Source organism: Spirosoma profusum (genome assembly GCF_014699005.1).
GTDB lineage: Bacteria > Bacteroidota > Bacteroidia > Cytophagales > Spirosomataceae > Spirosoma > Spirosoma profusum.
This window is the reverse complement of sequence record NZ_JACWZY010000004.1, coordinates 102,362-121,428: the sequence shown is the minus strand read 5'-3', so window position 1 is coordinate 121,428 and position 19,067 is coordinate 102,362. Positions and strand designations below refer to the sequence as shown.

The following is a 19,067-nucleotide window of genomic DNA, read 5'->3' as shown; positions in this document are numbered from 1 at the left end:
TCCTACGTGATAACTTTAATGAGATATCTTAGTTAAGCGTGTATTTCTGGAACTGAATACCTGACGAATGGTGACTAAATTTTTTATTTCTGTTATCGCAATACTGACTTTTTTTTGCTGCGACAAGGCGACTGCCCAACAAAAAAAGCAAATGGTACGTCTGGCAAAACTCCAGATCGATCCGAAACAGTTGGAAAGCTATAAAACTGCGCTTAAAGAAGAAATTGAAACGTCTGTGCGGGTTGAGCCAGGTGTATTAACGTTATATGCGGTTTCGGAGAAAGAGAAACCGACACACATCACAATTCTGGAGATTTACGCAGATACTGCTGCCTACAAAGCGCACATCCAGACACCGCATTTTCTAAAATATAAAACGACGACCAAGGATATGGTCCAAGCTCTTGAACTAGTCGATACTGTGCCTCTAGTACCTGGAATGAAGATAAAATAAGTAGACTGGTACATTCATAGTCCTCAACGTCAGATGCTTACAGTTGACGTACTGGAGATTAATACCTAACCAAAACCATAGCTTACATCCAATTAAGGCTTATCCAAAATTGCTGTAATACCGTTGCCCAGATCGTAAACGTTATCGTGTTTCTGGTTGGTGAGTAGAATAATCGTTCTTCGTTTGGAATTATCTACCATCAGAAGTGCCTGATAACGTAACGCTGCTCCATCGTGTATGTGGGTAAGAACCCGCTCATTCTCCATCGTTCCTTTGCCTAGTCCAGCCTGTTTATCAGGCATAAAAGGCGTCAGAATAAATTTTGTCGACTTGGGACTGATCAGGGTGAATGCATTGATACTTTCCGACCATTTATATAAATCATCCAGATTGACGCAGGTCCAGCCAGAGATTGGCGCTTGTAGTTTATCCTGTTTAAAGTCGTTGTTGAAGGATTTGGCCATGAGCGGATCAGCATCCGTAGGGTCAGCGATACCGTTTTTAATACCGACTTTTTTCAGCATCGTTTGCTCCGCAAACTCTTTAAAACTCACTCCACTAACCTTTTCGATCAGCTTCCGACGCAGGAACGTATTGTTGTTGTTGTAAGCGTATTGGCTACCCGGGGCAAAGTCTAACTGCCTGAGCGTCATCAAATCTTTCCAGTTATCCGCATCATTATGCACTGTCTGATACTTTATTTCTGGCAAACCACTGGTGTATTGCAGGAGGTTACGAACGCTGATCAGTTTCGACCATTCAGGTAAATCAGGGAAAAACGTGGCTAATTTGTCATCGAGCGACAGTTTGCTCTGCTCTACAAGCATCATGACGCCCACTGCATCAAATTCCTTTGCAATTGAACCAATGTGAAACCGGTATTCTGGCGTCAGAGGAACTTGCTTGCTCGCATCTGCGAAACCTATGGATTTACGAAAAAGAATTTCCCCGTTTTCAATGACCAGCACATTACCATTGAACAAACCATTCTGGTTAGCATTTAACAGATAAGTTTCTATTTGTGATTTTTTTGTGCCTGTTTGTTGTGCCTGTGCGAATGCCAAAAAAAGACAAAGAATAGTAGTGTAGATAAGTACGTTTTTGGGGATATGCATATGAATTCATTTCTACAAATGTAGTTTCTACCGAAGGAAAATACGCTGTAACGCGCCCCAGAGCCGCTTTTTGAGATTCTGGTCGGCTTCGATAGTCGGCAGTGAATCGGCCATCAGGAACGTAATGCCCTCGAAACGTACCGGCGAATAACGGTCCATCATGATATCGAGATGAAGCCGTTCGAAGGGGACGCCGAACGTAATGAAATGGTTGATGTATTTGCCACGTAGCAGTTCGGCAAAATTGATATCCTTCACGCCATGCAAATTCAATAGGTCGACCCCTTCGATATTGAGATTGACGGCTTTTAGGATTTTTTCCAGAAAGAGCAGGTTGCTCGGGTCCAGTTCTTCGTCGGCCAGCAACAATACTTTATGATTCAGTTGCGGCATCCGGGGCTTGGGTTGAATGGGCGGCAAAATCGACGGAACAACCGGGCGAGGTGCGGGTTCGGGCAGGGGTTCCGGTACGTTGGTTGAAACCGTTGCGGCTGGCTCGGCGGTAACTGCTACGTCAGAAACCAACGTAACGTGAACGGGTTCCGACGTAACGGGTGCTACGTTGAGAGCGATGGCTTCCAGATCGCCGGGTAAGTCGGAAGAAACGGACGTAGTGGCGGGTGCTACGTCGTCAACGACTTCGATTCCCCACGATTCGTCGGCGATTCGGAAAAGCTGATCAGTTTGGTAAAGCGTCTGGTAAAAATTCTTCGCTGACATTAATTCAGATGTTACGTTCGTGCTGAGCGACGTCCGGGTGTTACGTTAGCGCATAGCCTCCACACATTCGACTACTTTATCGGTGTTCAGTACGTCAACGCCCAACTTTTTGAGTTGTTTCCAGGCGTTGGGCGTATCGGGAATGCCCCAGAATCGAATTGGTTTTTTGTCGCTATGTGCCCGTTTGATAACGCGTTTTAGCTTTTCCTTGTCGACATCCGACATTTCTCCTTCTCCATTCCACTGTGAATATAACCGAAAATTGTCGCTAATGAGTGCGATATGCTGAAGTGTTTCTTCATCGTAAACTTCGCTCGGCCGTCCATCAAATTGTAGTAGCGGATAATCGAAATAAACCGGAATTTTAGGCCGGTTGCCACTAATGACGACCTGTATGGCCCTCAGATTAGCCGCTCGGTTAAAGGAAGGCAGGTTTTCCTGTAACAGGGCAAGGAGTTTCGGCAGAACATCAGTCGGATTATCTTTAATGTCGACGACCAGCGAAAAGGTATAATCACGTTCCTGACTGGGCCGATCTTTATATTGCTTAAAAAAAGCAGCAATAGGTTTCAGATAAAGTGAGTCGAGCGTTGGCGCGCCGGCTTTTGGCTGTTCGTGCGAGACTACCAGCTTGCCATTCTGAAGCCAGACGTCGGCTTCGATATAATCGGCCCGTTGTTCGTAGGCAGTCAGCAAAGGCCGTGGTTTTTCGTAATCATTATGGGCGTGGATTTTCTGCGCCAGGCTGTTTGACAAAGTAAACCACAGTAAGGTAGAGAGTAGGTAGTAGCGCATGTCGGTAGGCAACTAATTTTTGACAAAGTAACGTAGCTTATTCACGAAACCAAAACCCGGATGGCACCTTGCCGTTTCCGACCAAAGCACTAATTTTGACCTGCTACGAATGAATACTGTATAATGGATGATGAATAATGCCTAGCAGCCGTGTTCTTTACCCTTTTATGACAGTATTCATTATTAATTTCACTTATTCATTGAAATGGGTTTACTACAGGGAAAAGTTGCTTTAATTACAGGTGCCTCGCGCGGAATTGGCCGGGCTATGGCTCAGAAATTTGCAAAGGAGGGTGCCACAGTTGCCTTTACTTATCTGTCGAGCGTTGAAAAAGGGCAGGCATTGGAAGAAGAACTTCGGACGTTTGGTGGTCAGGTGAAAGGTTACCGTTCCGATGCGTCAGACTTCCAGGCTGCTGAAGAGCTTATTAATCAGGTAATTGCTGATTTCGGCAAACTCGACGTATTGATTAATAATGCTGGTATTACGAAAGATGGTCTGCTGATGCGGATGTCCGAAGAACAATGGGACAGCGTTATTACCGTTAATTTAAAATCAGTCTTCAACCTCACCAAAGCCGCCATCAAACCCATGATGAAAGCTAAGGCCGGGTCAATCATTAATCTGACGTCGGTGGTCGGTATTCGGGGTAACGCCGGACAGGCCAACTATGCGGCTTCGAAAGCGGGAATTATCGGATTTACCAAGTCGGTTGCGTTGGAACTGGGGTCGAGAAATATTCGCTCCAACGCCATTGCGCCGGGTTTTATCGAAACGGAAATGACGGGCGAAATCAACGAGAAAGCCCTCGAAGACTGGAAACAACAGATTCCCATGAAACGGGGTGGCCAGCCCGACGAGGTGGCTGATTGTGCCGTTTTTCTGGCTTCTGACCTTTCGCGCTACATCACCGGTCAGGTGCTGCAAGTGGATGGGGGAATGTTAACTTAATACTAGTCGTTAGTTATCAGTCGTTAGTCAATAGCAAAGTGTTATTGCGGCTGACGACTAACCACTATTGACTGACGAATACTAACGACTTTTCATGAATTTCATCTTTCAGACCTCTCCCTGGTGGATTCTGGTGTGCCTGCTGGTTGGTGCCGCGTACGCTTTTGCTATGTATCAACCCTTGCCGCGGCTGATGGCGGGCGGGTCTACAACCGTGGGTGGGTTCGATAAGCGAACTACGTATGGATTGGCAGCATTACGGTTTGTCATCGTCAGCTTTCTGTGTTTTCTGCTGTTAAATCCCCTCATTCGCAGCCTGCGCACACTGACCGAAAAGCCGAAAGTGGTATTGGCCGTCGATAACTCCGAGTCGGTAGCCGCTGCCGGTCGACCGGCGCTGAATCAGGCTCTGACGGGTTTGCAAACGTTACGTCAGCAATTGGCCGATAAAGGATTGGACGTAGCCGTGCGTACGTTTGGCGATACCGTTACCGAAAGCGACCTCACGCAGATTCCATTCACTCAACGTACCACTGATTTGTCGGGCCTTTTGTCGCGTATTCGCTCTGATTATGAAGGGCGTAACCTGACCGACGTAGTACTGGTTTCGGATGGAATTTTCAATCAGGGGCTTTCGCCAACCTTTGGGCAGTATCCATTTACGGTACAGACCGTGGGGTTGGGTGATACCGTTGCGAAACGTGATGTGCAGCTTCGTGGTGTGATAGCGAACCGAATTGCGTACCTCGGTAACCAGTTTCCGGTGCAGGCCGAAATTGTCAGCAACGGCTTTCAGGGACGTAGCGCTACGGTGGTACTTCGCCAGAACGGTCGTGAATTAGGGCGACAGTCGATCAGTTTTGGCAAGAGCGATACATTCAACCAGGTCACGTTTACGACAACGGCCACGCAAAAAGGCGTACAGCACTATGTAGTGGAAGTGTTGCCGCAACCGGGCGAGTTCAGCACACGTAACAACCGGCAGGACGTCTATCTGGACGTAATTGATGGAAAAGAAAAAGTGCTTTTGCTGGCGCTGGCCCCGCATCCCGATATAAAAGCCATCCGCAATATTCTGGAACGAAACCAGAACTACGAACTCGATATCCGTATTCTAACAGGCACTCCTGCCGAAGCACCTCCACTTCCCGACAAAGTGTACGATTTGCTTATTCTGCACCAGATTCCGGATAATGGTGGAGTCGGCAATCAATTGGTTCAGAAATATTTAGTCAGAAATACGCCAACGTTGTTCGTGCTGGGCAACCAGTCGGCGCTGGGGCCGTTCAATACGTCGAATTCGGTATTACAAATTGCCGCTCAGGCGAATCAGAGTGATAAAGTAACGGGCGTATTCAACCCGGAGTTTAAGCAGTTGAATCTGGATGCGGCTAAGCTCGATATTCTTTCCAAATTGCCGCCCCTGTTGGCTCCTTACGGCGAATTTAGACTTCAACCGGGCAGTGAAGTGGTGCTATGGCAGCAAGTTGGTAGCGTACGTACTACCAAGCCATTGCTAGCCCTGAACGTAACAAGTCCCCGAAAAACGGCAGTGCTGGCCGGGGAAGGACTCTGGGGTTGGCGACTCGAAGAATACGCGCTGACTGATAAGCAGGAAGTGGTCGATGAGTTGCTTCAGAAAGTAATTCAGTTGATTTCGGTAAAGGAAGACCGCCGGAAACTTCGCGTGTATCCGATTCGAAATGAGTTTGTGGCCGGTGAGAAGGTGATCTTCGAAACGGAAATGTACAATGACATTTACGAAGAAGTATTCGACAAACCCGTTCGTCTGGAAATCAGTGATGAAAAAGGCGTAACTCGTTCTTTCAATTATACACCCACTGCGGCTAATCGTCGATTCGAAATCAGCCGACTGCCTCAGGGCGCATATCGGTTCAGGGCTACGGCAAATGTAAACAACCGTTCCGAACAGTCGGCGGGGCAGTTTGTGGTACGTGATCTCCAGCTCGAAGCCATCAACACCACCGCCGACCACGGAATGCTACGTCAATTGGCGCAACAATCAGGCGGCCAGTTTTACACCGCCAATCGTATTGATGATCTGGTACGTAATCTGGGTTCTCGCCCGCACCCGGCACGCCTGACCAGCACCGAAGAAATGAACGAGCTAATCAACTGGCGCTGGCTCTTTTTCCTCGTGCTCACACTGGCATCAGTTGAGTGGGGGTTAAGGAAGTTTTATGGTGGATATTAAGGTGTTGTGACGCAGCGATGCCCGGAGGGTAAAGGAGATTCACAAAGGTTTTATTTTTCTCTGTGAATCTCCTTTACCCTCCGGGCATCGCTGCGTCACAACTTTTATTCAGCCTCTCCCAACTCCGCCCGTATCGCGCTATTGACAAAACGGATTTCGCTGTACGTAACGCCGTTGCCAATAGTCTGAATGAGTTCAGTGAACGTAGTAGATGGAGCCGTTTCGAGGTGGGAGCGAATGAGTTTTATTCGCTCGGGTGGTAAAACAGCTTCAACGGATAATTCACCCTGACCAATGCACTGTGCCAGATGGCCTTCGATGGTCGAAACCGCGAAACCGCGCTCGGTAGCAATTTCGGCAATGGTTTTACCCGCCTGAAATAGCGCTAATGTCTGCGTAGTAGACGGAATTTTGGCTTCTTTCGGTTCTTTTACCTTCTTCTCTTTTGTTTCTTTCGTGGGTTTCGGCCGTTCAAGGAAGTCTTTAATGACGGCCAATACGTCCTGGCCAATCTGCTTCACTTTTGTTTTACCAAAACCTTTAATGGCCAAAAGTTCATCAAGGGTAGTAGGTCGAAGTTTTGCCAGTTCGGCGATGGTTTTCTGGGGCAGTACCATGTATCCCGACGTATCATGTTCGCCCGCCAGATCGTTACGCCATTTCATTAACGCGCCATATAACCCTCCGCGACCGGGGCTGTCTGTGGTTGTAGCTGCCTCTTTTTCAAGTTTTTTACGTTCGGGCTGGAAGTCTAATTCGGCGTGGTTACGGGCTTTTAAATAAGACAATGCGTCAAAACCATCCCGGCAGCTCTCAAACGAGCGAAGTTTTACGAACAACTCTTTTTCCAGTTCATCCAGCACTTCCAGCAGTGATTCGCGCACCTGCTTGTTGTCGGAGTCGGTAGGACAGCGGTGGAGGAGGGGTAGGAGTTCGTCACCGAGCACTGCCTGGAAATAAGCAGTTGCCTTACGAATTCGCTCTTGTAACGTATCGTTTTCTTCGGGTAACGTCTCTTCTTCGAAATAAACAGGTAGTTGCTGCTGAAAACGATTCGTTACATTGCGGGCTTTATTCTGCAACAAATCACGTAACTCAGTAAGGATAGGGAAACATTCAGCATCTAAACTATTCGTATGTTCATTCACGACACGGCGGCAACGATACGTTAGTGAACTGGCACGTTCGAACGAAAATAGCTCCTGAAGTAGTACCTGCTGATTGCTACGTCGAGAGTCGCGCAGGTGCTGCTCGGTGGGTGTTTGCTGTTGTACTTCGTCGTGAAAATCCTCCAGCGTCTGCTCGGTTTTGATACTGTGCGATGGAATCGGTGAACGTAGCACCAGGCCGTCGAGTGTTTTGCAACGGCTCAACGCTACGTATACCTGCCCATGCGCGAAAGCCGCCGACGCATCAATAATTGCTTTTTCGAAGGTTAAGCCCTGGCTTTTATGAATCGTAATGGCCCAGGCAAGCTTAAGCGGAAACTGTCGGAACGTACCAATTGCTTCAGCCTTAATTTCTTTGGTAGCCGGATCTAGCGTGTACTTCAAGTTTGTCCAGTCAACGGGAAGTACATCAATTACGTCTTCGTTGTCACCACACTGGACGTAGATAATGTCATCGTCGATGTCGACTATCTGTCCGATTTTGCCGTTGTAGTACCGTTTTTCGCGGGTGATGTCATTTTTGATGAACATAACCTGCGCTCCAACTTTCAGTTCCAGACTAGCTTCCGTTGGGTAAATGCTGGTCGGGAAATCACCTTCCACAATGGCTTCGAACGTGTGTAAACCAGTTGGGAGACCAGCAAGTTTGTTGCTGTTGATTTGCTGTGCAGTAGTATTGTGCGTCGAAAGCGTAATGTAACCTTCTTTATCGTGGGGCGCAAAATTGGGAATATGGCGCTGGTTGAGGTCGGCCAACTGATCGCGCGTGACCGTTTTTTCACGGATGCTATTGAGCAGACTGATAAATCGTGCATCGGCCTGGCGGTAAATATGGGTCAGCTCGATCGATATGTAAGGGATTTGACGTAGCGCTTTGCTCCCGAAAAAATAACCCGTTTCGTAGTGTGGTTTCAGCAACGACCACTCTTCATCCCGAATAACGGGGGGTAATTGCTGCATGTCGCCAATGAGCAGCAGTTGCACGCCACCAAAAGGCTGTCCGTTGTTTCGATACCGACGTAGCACTTCATCAATTCCATCAAGCACGTCGGCCCGAACCATGCTGATTTCGTCGATGATCAGCAGGTCGAGCGTACGTAGGAGTCGTATTTTCTCTTTGTTAAACTTGCGGCTTTCACGTAGCGTCGAACCTGGAACCAGTGGACCGAAAGGAAGTTGAAATAATGAGTGAATCGTGACACCTCCGGCGTTAATGGCTGCTACGCCCGTGGGGGCCACGACCGCCAGTCGTTTGGCGCTTATCTGTTTAACCTGGTGCAGAAACGTAGTTTTGCCTGTGCCCGCTTTGCCGGTCAGGAAAATGTTTCGGTTGGTGTGGAGTACAAACTGATGAGCAAGTTCAAGTTTTTCGTTGACGGGGGCAATCATGATAAGGCGTACAAAGGGTCAAATGTAAGCATTTTCGTGTAAATAATTTACATGTCGGAGCTACTAACGAGTAGCTTTACGTTGATTGGGCTCGTTTTTTGAGATGATTTATCAACGTAACAAATTTCTCAAGATTTAACGTCTATATCCAGCCATTTTAACAACGTATTGCTTGTATTTTTGACCAGAACGTACCACCTGTCGATAACTTCCTGATTTCATGGCGGATAAATCTCCCGTACTCAAAAAAGCATTGGGTCCCGTTCACCTCTGGGCCATCGGCGTTGGTCTGGTAATATCAGGTGAGTATTTCGGCTGGAACTACGGCTGGGGTGTTGCAGGTAGCGTAGGACTTCTGATGGCGGCTCTGCTCATTACGGTGCTCTACATCACGTTCATTTTCAGCTTTACGGAACTAACAACGGCCATCCCGAATGCAGGTGGGCCATTTGCGTATGCGTTCCGGGCGTTTGGGCCAGTAGGAGCGCTGGTAGCTGGTTATGCTACGTTAATTGAGTTTTTATTTGCTACGCCCGCCATCGCGCTGGCACTGGGAAGTTATATTCACTTTCTGTACCCATCGGTGCCGGTAATGTGGTGTTCGGTGGGAGCGTTTGTGGTGTTCACAGGTATTAATCTACTGGGAATCAAGGAAGCAGCCTGGTTTTCGTTGATTATGACCATTATTGCTATTGGGGAATTGCTGCTTTTCATCGGCGTTGTTTATCCACATACCAGCCTCGATACGTTCCTGCACAATCCAATGCCGTTTGGCTGGTCGGGCGTTTTTGCGGCCTTGCCATTTGCCATCTGGCTGTTTGTCTGTCTCGAAGGCATTGCAATGGTAGCTGAGGAAGTGGAAGATAGTAAAAACGCCATTGCAAAAGGCTATATATCAGCCGTGTTGACGCTGGCTTTCCTAGCCATAACGGTGATGATTAGCGTGGGGGGTATTACGCACTGGGAAAACCTCGATCACCTCGATTATCCCATGCCCGAAGCGATTGCTATTGTGTTAGGTCGTCAAAATCCACTGACGAAATTTTTTACCAGCGTTGGTCTGTTTGGCCTGATTGCGTCGTTTCATGGGATCATTATCAGCTATTCCCGGCAGATTTTTGCGCTGGCCAGAGAGGGTTATTTACCACGGGGATTATCAGTGGTAAATAGTAGTAGACAGGTGCCGGTTTGGGCGTTGCTGGTTGGAGCCTTGTTTGGCATCGGGGCACTGGCATTGCTGGATACCAGTAAGTTGGTAATTCTTTCTACGATTGGCGCTGTTGTCGTTTATATCATCAGTATGCTGTCGTTATTTCAGCTACGGAAAATACAGCCCGCTTTGCCTCGTTCGTTTAGAGCGCCTTTTTACCCAGTTTTTCCGGCGGTTGCACTACTGATTGCCGTTGTAGCACTGGCCGCGATGATTTATTTTTATAGCAATCTGAGTCTTCTCTTCTTCGGGGGATTAGTTGTTGTAATGGGCGTTTTTCTGGGAGCAAGATGGTACAGGAAGAAAGATATATGAAGTATGGGGTATGCTGTATTTAAAAATGCTACGTCTAATCTATGCTTCATACATCCTATCTCATACATATAAAAACTATGGCTCATTTATTCACAGTCGGTGGTTTTACGTATCGCTTCGATGACCTTAAGCAGTTGCTGGCGAAAGCGAGTCCGCTACGTTCGGGCGATACGTTGGCGGGGATTACGGCGCATAGTTACGAGGAACGGGTGGCTGCTCAAATGGCACTGGCCGACGTACCACTCACTACGTTTCTGAATGAAGCCGTTATCCCCTACGAAACCGACGAAGTAACCCGCCTGATTATTGATACGCACGACGTAGCGGCCTTTTCACCCGTCAAGTCATTTACAGTTGGCGAACTCCGTGACTGGCTGCTGAGCGACCATGCTACGTCTGAACGACTGCGGCAAGTATCGCCTGGCCTTACGCCCGAAATGGTAGCGGCTGTTTCGAAACTGATGCGGAATCAGGACTTAATTCTGGTTGCGAAAAAGTGCGAAGTGGTGACCCGGTTTCGGAATACGCAGGGGTTGCGCGGCCACCTGTCGGTACGTCTGCAACCCAACCATCCCACCGACGAAGCGAAGGGAATTGCGGCCAGCGTTATCGACGGACTGCTGTATGGCAGTGGCGACGCTATGATTGGTATCAATCCAGCCACCGATAGCCCCGCTGCTACGTCGCGACTGCTCCTCATGCTGAATGATTTGCGCGAACGTTTTGCCATTCCTACCCAAAGTTGCGTACTGAGTCATATTACCACTACGTTGCAATTGATGGAACGACAGATGCCGGTCGACCTTGTTTTTCAGTCCATTGCCGGGACAGAGAAAGCCAATGCGAGTTTTGGGATAACCTGTTCGCTGTTGCAGGAAGCGTACGAAGCCGGACTTTCGCTAAAACGTGGGACGCTCGGTCAGAATCTGATGTATTTTGAAACGGGGCAGGGGAGTGCGTTATCGGCCAATGCCCACCACGGCGTCGACCAACAAACCTGCGAAGTTCGCGCCTATGCGGTTGCCCGTCAGTTTAAGCCCTTTCTGGTGAATTCAGTCGTTGGATTTATTGGGCCGGAATATTTATTCGATGGCAAGCAGATTATTCGGGCTGGGCTGGAAGATCATTTCTGTGGAAAATTAATGGGGTTGCCAATGGGCATGGACATCTGCTATACCAACCACGCGCAGGCCGATCAGGACGATATGGATACGTTGCTAACACTGTTAGGTGTGGCTGGTGTCAACTTCATTATGGGCGTTCCTGGCGCTGATGATATCATGCTCAACTATCAGTCAACGTCTTTTCACGATGCCCTGTATGTACGAAGAGCTCTTGGACTTCGTTCTGCCCCTGAATTTGAAGAATGGCTGGTTCGGCAGGGGATTATCGACAACCAGGGAAACCGATTGTCGGGCGGAGCGGCCAAAAAATTATACACAGCGTTACTTCCGGCATGAACGAGCCTCAAAAATCAGGTGTAGAACCCGACGAATGGGCCTCACTTCGGACGTATACGAAAGCTCGAATTGCTTTGGGAAAAACGGGTGTTTCAGTTCCGCTCAAGGAATCGCTGGCGTTTAAGCTGGCTCATGCTCACGCTAAAGATGCTGTTTATTCGCAACTGCAAATAGATGATTTACAGGCCAAACTAGCGCCGGCCGGTTTGCCGATTCACGTACTGCATAGTCAGGCTTCATCGCGTGACATTTATCTGCAACGCCCAGACTTCGGCCGACGGTTGGACGATACGTCCGTTAAATTACTTAACCAATTACAAAGCCCATCTGCTGATATTTGCATCATTGTGGCCGACGGTTTATCGGCAACTGCCGTGATGCGTAACGCTGGTTTGGTGGTACGTCGTCTGATTGAAAAAGCGCAATTGGCTAGTTATTCACTCGCGCCGATTTTGCTGGTAGAACAGGGGCGGGTAGCCATTACAGATGCCATCGGCGATTTGTTACGTCCCAAACTGGCGGTGATACTCATCGGCGAACGTCCGGGCCTCAGCTCGTTCGATAGCCTGGGGGCTTATCTTACGTATGCACCTAAATCGGGCCTTACCGACGAACGCCGAAACTGCATATCGAATATTCGGGAAGAAGGCCTTAAACCGAGTCAGGCTGCCGATAAAATTATGCACTTGATTCAGGCTGCCTTTCGACTTCAACTAACCGGTATTGCCCTGAAAGAAGACGACGGGTTGGACGGAGCCGATACGTATCGCGAAATTGAAGAAGCATGACGTAGCGGAACACATTTTCTCGAACGATACGTTAAAAGTTCGCGTTAGGCCCCGACAGGCTCTGGCTGTCGGAATTGCCGGACGGCTTGGAGTTAGTCGCTATTGCGACTCCAACAGACAGAGCCTGTCGGGGCCTAATGACTACCGACTGACGACTAATTTTTATTATGAATATTGGCGATAAAGTCCGGCTGCTCCGGGCAAAAGAGCAGGGTGTTGTGTCACGGTTTTTACCGAATGGCATGATTGAAATTGAGATTGAAGATGGCTTTCGAGTGCCGGTAATGCGCTCTGAACTGGTGCCGGTATCACCACTGGAAGCTGAACGCCTGTTGAAAAATAATCCGTATGCAGCCCAGAAAACAGTTGCTCCAGCAACGCCGTCCATTCTGGCGAATCAGGGCGTTTATCTGGCGTTTGTGGCCGTCAACGACCGCGAATATACGTTGCATCTTATCAATAACACGGATTGGGAATTTCCTTACGTAGTGGGCGAAGAATCAGCGGCTCCGGGGGGCGGAACACAGTTTCGGGGATTGCAGAGCGGAGTACTGAAAGCCAGATCGCAGCAGAAATTTAACGACCACTACCTTCACGCTTCCTTCGAAGGCTGGCCCACGTTTGTGGTGCAGGGCTTATGGTTCCGGGCGGGGAAATCGTCGTTACGGCAACCCCTCGTGAAACGGTTCAAGGCACGTACCGCTACGTTCTTCAAGAGTAAAACAACTGTTCCGGTTCTTAATCAGCCGGGTTTTCTGACACAACTGGATGCTGATACGTCGGAATCAGATGCTACGTTGCCGAATAGTAATCGGCCGGTGCAGCCAAAATCCGTTACGTTACGTCCCGATGAGTTAAAAGCCGAAATGCTACGTTCGAAATCAGATCAGGAGCCGGTTTCGGTTGATCGTCCAAGTGCGGTGGTCGATTTGCACGTTGAGGCACTTTTACCCAATGGCGTCGGCAATCGAAGTCCGGCTGATTTGCTGAAACTGCAACTCACTACGTTCGAACGCACTCTCGAAAACGCCATTGCCAGCGGTATGAACGATATTACGTTCATTCACGGCGTCGGAAGCGGTGCCCTGCGGACGGAATTGCATAAACGATTAGGTCAGCATTCAAACGTTAAATTTTTTGAAGACGCCCAGAAACAGAAGTTTGGCTATGGTGCCACAAAGGTTACAATTCGGTAAGCGTTATTTCGCAGAGGAATACGGAGAAAAGTGGAGTTTCACAGCGTTTTTTCGGGTAACTCCACTTTTAGTCTATGTGGCTCTGTGTTCCAATTTTTTTCTCTTAAGTTGCGGTCAACTAACCGGCACGCGCTTAACCACGAAAGCGCCTAAAGAAGCCTATTCTACTACCGAAATGGAAGTTCGTAATGAACGCTTTTTGTCGACGGTACACATACCAGTCTCCATCGCACTGAGTGATATAGAACGGCAAATCAATGCGCAGGTGAACGGCCTTATTTATGAAGATAACAGCCTGGAAGACAATCATAACGACCAGTTTATGGTGAAAGTCTGGAAGCGTGGCGCGATTCTGCTGAGTGCTCAGGATAGCCTGTTTCACCTTGTCGTTCCGCTGAAAATCTGGGCTAAAGCTGGCGTTTCGGTGCTGGGCTTTATGCAGTATAAGGAAACAGAGTTCGAGATTGATTTGCGCTTTAAAACTAAATTTGATCTGGACCCGGATTGGTCAGTTCATACGCAGACGCAACCCGATGGCTACGGCTGGGTGCGAAAACCTACCGTGAACATTGTTGGTATGAACGTACCGGTCACGAGTCTGGTCTCGCGTGCTATTGACAAAAATTTGGGGACCATCACCAAAGCTCTCGATACGCAAATTCGACGAAATGTAGACCTGAAAACGCCGGTTCTGAAAGCCTGGAATACGTTGCGGGAGCCGTATCTATTGTCGGAAAAGTACCGAACGTATTTGCAGATTGTCCCCAAACGAGTACTTATCACGCCGTTACGTTTCGAGGGCCGCCTGATACGTTCAACCATTGGTATCGAAGGATATACGCTTACAACAACTGGTGCCAAACCTGACGTAAGACCGGCAGTATCGTTGCCGGATTTAACGGTGGTGTCGACGGTTCGGGATGATTTTCAGATTGGTCTCCTGAGCGAAGCTACGTACCCCGAAGTGGCCCGGATTGCCGCCGATGAGTTTGTCGGAAAGTCGTTTTCGTTTGCCGAAAATCGCTATCAAATAACCATCACAAACATGGATTTGTACGGCCAGAACGAAAATTTGATCGTGAAAGCAGGGTTGAAAGGAACAATTAACGGCGACATCTACCTGCGTGGACGCCCATATTATGACCCTCGTAATCAGACTATTTCGCTGAAAGATCTGGAATATGATCTGGACACCCGGAACGTACTGGCTCAATCGGCGAACTGGCTGCTAAAAGGTACGTTTGCCCGAACGCTGGAAAAGCAGCTAACCATTCCGGTTGGCTCTCAGATTGCCGATATGCAGAAGATGTTACAGCAGCAACTTAAAAATAACCAGTTAGCCAAGGGCGTGACTATCAACGGTCAAATCGACGAAATCAAACCCGACCAGGTGTACCTGACACCTACTGCTCTGCTGGCCGTCGTGAATGCTCGTGGACGAATTGATGTGAGAGTAGAGGGATTGTAGCAACATCTATAATCTATAGATAACCGCAAAAGACGTTGAGCCACCATAAGCAGAATTGGAGCTTGTTTATGGTGGCTCAACGTCTTTTGCGATTAAGAACAAGTCTAGAATTCAGCCCGTATATGCCGCATTATTTTCACATACATTAATGCAATTTTTAAATTATATTATTTCGTGAATATGAAAAAAATGGAAATGAAATATTATTAAGATGGATATAGCCGATATTAACTATATAAGTATGGATAAAATGAAATTTATTATTTGGTTTCGCATGTTTTTGGCTTAATTTATAGCTATAAATACCTAAAAATTTGTTCTGTAAAATTGCCATTATCGATCAAATTAAATAGGATATAAATAATATTAATTATTTTAATATGGGGACAAATAATAAATTATATTATTAGCAATTGAGGTTAATATGATATATAATTTTATGGTTTATGGAATAACGTTATAATATAAATGTAAATTAAAGGAAACACGAAATTATATTTTAAGCATACAGTTCTTGTATAATACCAACTATTATATAATTTTTTTAATAATTCGCTTTGATGTGCATTTTGCCAAATATACTTTTGTAGAAATACTTCTTTCTTAACTTAAATAAGCTTAATTACTTATGAGGCAAAAATTACTATTGAGCTTACTATGTGTATGCTCAATTTGCGCCTATAGCTGGGCGCAGGAGCGGAAAATTTCGGGCAAGGTGACGCTTGTCGATGATGGCAGTTCTTTGCCGGGCGTATCGGTCGTATTGAAAGGCACTACGGTGGGGTCGGTCACGGATAGCGAGGGTAACTATTTGCTGTCAGTTCCGGGGAAAGGCACGTTGATTTATTCCTTTATTGGGATGCAAACGAAAGAGGTTGAATTGGGGAACAACTCAACCATAAATGTTCAACTGGTATCCGATATCAAACAACTTTCGGAAATCGTCGTGACCGGGGTCGGGGTGGCTACTGATAAACGAAAACTGGCCATCTCAGTTGAATCGGTTTCCTCGAAAGAATTGCCTCAAACGCCTTCCGCTTCTGTAGATCAGGCACTTATTGGAAAAATTCCAGGTGCGCAGATTACCAGCCGCAGCGGCACGCCTGGCGCCGACGTAAACATTCTGCTACGTGGGATCAACACCATCAACCGGGGTACGTCGCCGATGATTCTGATCGATGGGATACAGATGGGCGCTACCAGCCTGCAAACTATTGACTTGAATTCTATCGAACGTGTTGAAGTTGTGCAGGGTGCTGCCGCTGCTACAATTTATGGTGCGCAGGGTGCAAACGGGGTTATTCAGCTATTTACCAAAAAAGGCAAAAACGGCCAGTTGAGCATCGATGTTTCGTCCAGCATCGCGCAAAACACCTATTTAAATAACGGGGGCGTAAGTAAGGCGATGTATCACGCATTTGCTACGGACGCCAGCAATAACATCATCGGTTCGTCAGGCAAACCCATTACGTATGATGCCGTAAATGGTATTTACACGGAAAACGTGCAGTACAACTCGACCGATCCGACTGCTACCAACAGCAAACCGTATAACGCGAACCTGCAATACCACGATCACTTCAATTATTTTTTCAAACCGGCTAATACGTTCAATAACAGTATCTCGATTTCGGGCGGAAGTCAGAAAGCGGATTTTGGTATTTCGGTATCGAACAGCCATCAGGAAAGTAACATTCTCAACAATGGTTACTGGGATCGGAGCAACCTGTCGGCAAACATCGGTATGCAATTGGCGAAAGGGCTTACGCTACGTTCCATTACGCAGTTGGCCTATACCAAAAACACGCTGAAATCGGTTGACCGGACGATTCTGTACAACATGCTGAACGCGTACCCACTGGCCGATTTCTCGTTGACCACGACCGACGGTTCTATCCCGCTGAATATGAACCAGACGATTGGTATCAACGCATCGAACACATCCTATCGGCAGGCTTATACGCGGAATAATGATAACAAAGTCGACATTATTCAGAACCTGAACCTGAACTACAAATTTCCAAAGTTCGTCGAACTGGACGCGAAATATGGTCTGAACTACCAGTTTCAGAACCGTGATCTGGAGTTCTTTAATCAGTCGAATAATGCCAATATCAAGTACTGGCTGACGCAGGGTTCGACGAGCTATATTTCGAATTATAACACGAACGCCAATGGTGATCTGACTAAGTATCTGAACACCAAATTGTTCCAGAATTTCCTGGCAACCGCTACGGCAGTTTTTGATTTTAAAGATGATTTTGCGTCAAACCTGCCCATCAAGGCGGTTACGCAGGTTGCCTTTGATTATCGGAACAGCAAAAACACCGAATACACCAACGTAGCACTTGGGTTGCCGGCTGCTTTCTCTCCATACAATTCGACGAACGCATCATCGTGGCGGGTTTATCGCGATTACGCCGAGCCATTCATTACGTATGGATATCTGGTCAACCAGCGGCTTGAGTACGGTGAATGGTTGGGCGTATCGGGCGGTTTTCGCAGCGATTATTCGTCGGCATTTGGCCAGGGCGCTAAGCCCTTTACGTTCCCACGCGGAGACGCGTATGTGCGTCTGTCATCGCTCGGATTCTGGCAGAACGGTACCGTAAACGGGTTTTTGCCTGAGCTGAAATTGCGGGCCGCCTATGGTCAGGCTGGTATTCAGCCACAGCCGTTTGACCGCTACGTTACCATTACCCCAACAACCGTTGGTACAACCACCGCTTTTTACTACGCTAACCAGCAAAGCAATCCGGCACTGGGTGTGGAAGTATCGGAAGAGCTTGAAGTAGGTACCGACATGGTATTCAGCCTGTTGAAAGGATCTAGCTGGTTGAACGCGGTTGCACTGTCTGCTACGTACTGGGATCGGAAAACGAAAGACGCCATATATCAGGTCGACGTAGCGCCTTCGGTTGGTTTGGGTAAATTGACAGACAACGCCTTTACGCTGGGATCGAACGGGCTTCAGATGTCGTTGAATTCAACGGTATATAGTGGATCGAACTTCAAGTGGAATACAACCGTCAATTTCGGCAAGCAATCGTCAAAAATCATTGCGGTTCGGGGCGATGCGCCGATTGTTGTTACGTCGAATGCGGGTAGCACCAACTACGTACTGAAAGCTGGTGAGAAAATCGGGCAGCTCTACGGTTACAAAACCATTGGTGCGGTGGATGCCAGAGACCCGAACGGAAACTTATTTATTACGCAGGCTGAACAGGAGTTATACACCGTTGCCAGCAATGGATACGTAGTAAACAAGGCAACCAAACAGCCCTATTTTACGGCGGACAAATTCAGCTTTGGCGATCCAAATCCGAAGTTCAACATGTCGTTCATCAACGACTTTACCTACAGAAACTTCCTGACGTTCAACGTACAGCTCGACTGGGTAAACGGTAATCACCTTTATAACCAGACGAAAGAATGGATGTACCGCGATGGTATTCACAGCGATTACGCCAATCCATTCACGATTGACGGACAAACGGGTGCCTGGACGGCTTTCTACCGGGGTGTTTACGCGCAACGTACGGCCAATGGTACGAAAGATTATTTCTACGAAGATGCGTCGTTCCTGCGCCTACGTAACATCTCGGTTGGCCTTGATTTCGGTCGCATGTTCAGAATTCCGGGCGTAAAGCGGCTTCAGCTTATCCTGTCGGGACGTAACATCTGGACCTTAACCAAGTATACGGGCTTTGATCCGGAAATCAGTTCGGGAACGTCGAACTCGGCCTGGGATCGCGGAACTGACCACAGCACGATGCCGAACTTCAAATCGTATCAGGCTGCTTTAAACATTGGTTTTTAAT

13 protein-coding genes are annotated in these 19,067 nt (G+C 47.7%); 9 read left to right on the top strand and 4 right to left on the bottom strand.

Annotated features, from left to right (window positions below; all coding sequences use genetic code 11):
* The first annotated feature begins 67 nt into the window (after positions 1-67).
* Positions 68-454, top strand: coding sequence for a putative quinol monooxygenase (locus IC229_RS06915; RefSeq protein ID WP_190886218.1), 387 nt, complete (start codon positions 68-70; stop codon positions 452-454).
* A 92-nt stretch (positions 455-546) separates the two neighbouring features.
* Here IC229_RS06915 and IC229_RS06910 read toward each other — a convergent pair whose 3' ends face one another.
* Genes IC229_RS06910 through IC229_RS06900 form a run of 3 tightly spaced genes read right to left on the bottom strand, consistent with a single transcriptional unit; the run spans position 547 to position 3,084 of the window.
* Entirely contained in the window at positions 547-1,569 is a 1,023-nt protein-coding gene (locus IC229_RS06910; protein ID WP_190886217.1) for a serine hydrolase domain-containing protein, read from the bottom strand.
* A 27-nt stretch (positions 1,570-1,596) separates the two neighbouring features.
* Positions 1,597-2,289: a hypothetical protein gene (locus IC229_RS06905; RefSeq protein WP_190886216.1), complete on the bottom strand. Its 693-nt coding sequence runs from the start codon at positions 2,287-2,289 to the stop codon at positions 1,597-1,599.
* A gap of 45 nt (positions 2,290-2,334) precedes the next feature.
* Positions 2,335-3,084, bottom strand: a complete 750-nt coding sequence (locus IC229_RS06900; RefSeq protein WP_190886215.1) for a phosphatidylinositol-specific phospholipase C/glycerophosphodiester phosphodiesterase family protein — start codon at positions 3,082-3,084, stop codon at positions 2,335-2,337.
* A 205-nt stretch (positions 3,085-3,289) separates the two neighbouring features.
* On the opposite strand from IC229_RS06900, the gene fabG reads away from it, so the two are divergent.
* Complete coding sequence (fabG, locus tag IC229_RS06895; protein ID WP_190886214.1) at positions 3,290-4,036, top strand: 3-oxoacyl-[acyl-carrier-protein] reductase; 747 nt, start codon at positions 3,290-3,292, stop codon at positions 4,034-4,036.
* A 94-nt stretch (positions 4,037-4,130) separates the two neighbouring features.
* Positions 4,131-6,251 carry a VWA domain-containing protein gene (locus IC229_RS06890; RefSeq protein WP_190886213.1) on the top strand — a complete coding sequence of 707 codons (2,121 nt, stop codon included), beginning with the start codon at positions 4,131-4,133 and terminating at the stop codon, positions 6,249-6,251.
* Between the two features lie 104 nt (positions 6,252-6,355).
* Here the strand turns inward: IC229_RS06890 and IC229_RS06885 are convergent, their stop codons facing one another.
* Entirely contained in the window at positions 6,356-8,809 is a 2,454-nt protein-coding gene (locus IC229_RS06885; RefSeq protein ID WP_190886212.1) for a helix-turn-helix domain-containing protein, read from the bottom strand.
* A 220-nt stretch (positions 8,810-9,029) separates the two neighbouring features.
* Between IC229_RS06885 and eat the strand changes: the two genes are divergently transcribed.
* From eat to IC229_RS06855, 6 genes are all read left to right on the top strand, one after another.
* Positions 9,030-10,334 carry an ethanolamine permease gene (gene eat, locus IC229_RS06880; RefSeq protein ID WP_190886211.1) on the top strand — a complete coding sequence of 435 codons (1,305 nt, stop codon included), beginning with the start codon at positions 9,030-9,032 and terminating at the stop codon, positions 10,332-10,334.
* Positions 10,335-10,411: 77 nt separating this feature from the next.
* Positions 10,412-11,794 carry an ethanolamine ammonia-lyase subunit EutB gene (locus IC229_RS06875; RefSeq protein WP_190886210.1) on the top strand — a complete coding sequence of 461 codons (1,383 nt, stop codon included), beginning with the start codon at positions 10,412-10,414 and terminating at the stop codon, positions 11,792-11,794.
* Positions 11,791-12,582, top strand: a complete 792-nt coding sequence (gene eutC, locus IC229_RS06870; protein WP_190886209.1) for an ethanolamine ammonia-lyase subunit EutC — start codon at positions 11,791-11,793, stop codon at positions 12,580-12,582. The genes IC229_RS06875 and eutC overlap by 4 nt, the downstream gene beginning before the upstream one ends.
* 167 nt (positions 12,583-12,749) lie before the next feature.
* On the top strand, positions 12,750-13,778 hold the full coding sequence (locus IC229_RS06865) for a Smr/MutS family protein (RefSeq protein ID WP_190886208.1): 1,029 nt from the start codon (positions 12,750-12,752) through the stop codon (positions 13,776-13,778).
* Positions 13,750-15,246, top strand: a complete 1,497-nt coding sequence (locus IC229_RS06860; RefSeq protein ID WP_190886207.1) for a DUF4403 family protein — start codon at positions 13,750-13,752, stop codon at positions 15,244-15,246. The genes IC229_RS06865 and IC229_RS06860 overlap by 29 nt, the downstream gene beginning before the upstream one ends.
* 628 nt (positions 15,247-15,874) lie before the next feature.
* On the top strand, positions 15,875-19,066 hold the full coding sequence (locus IC229_RS06855) for a SusC/RagA family TonB-linked outer membrane protein (protein ID WP_190886206.1): 3,192 nt from the start codon (positions 15,875-15,877) through the stop codon (positions 19,064-19,066).
* The last annotated feature ends 1 nt before the right edge of the window (position 19,067 follow it).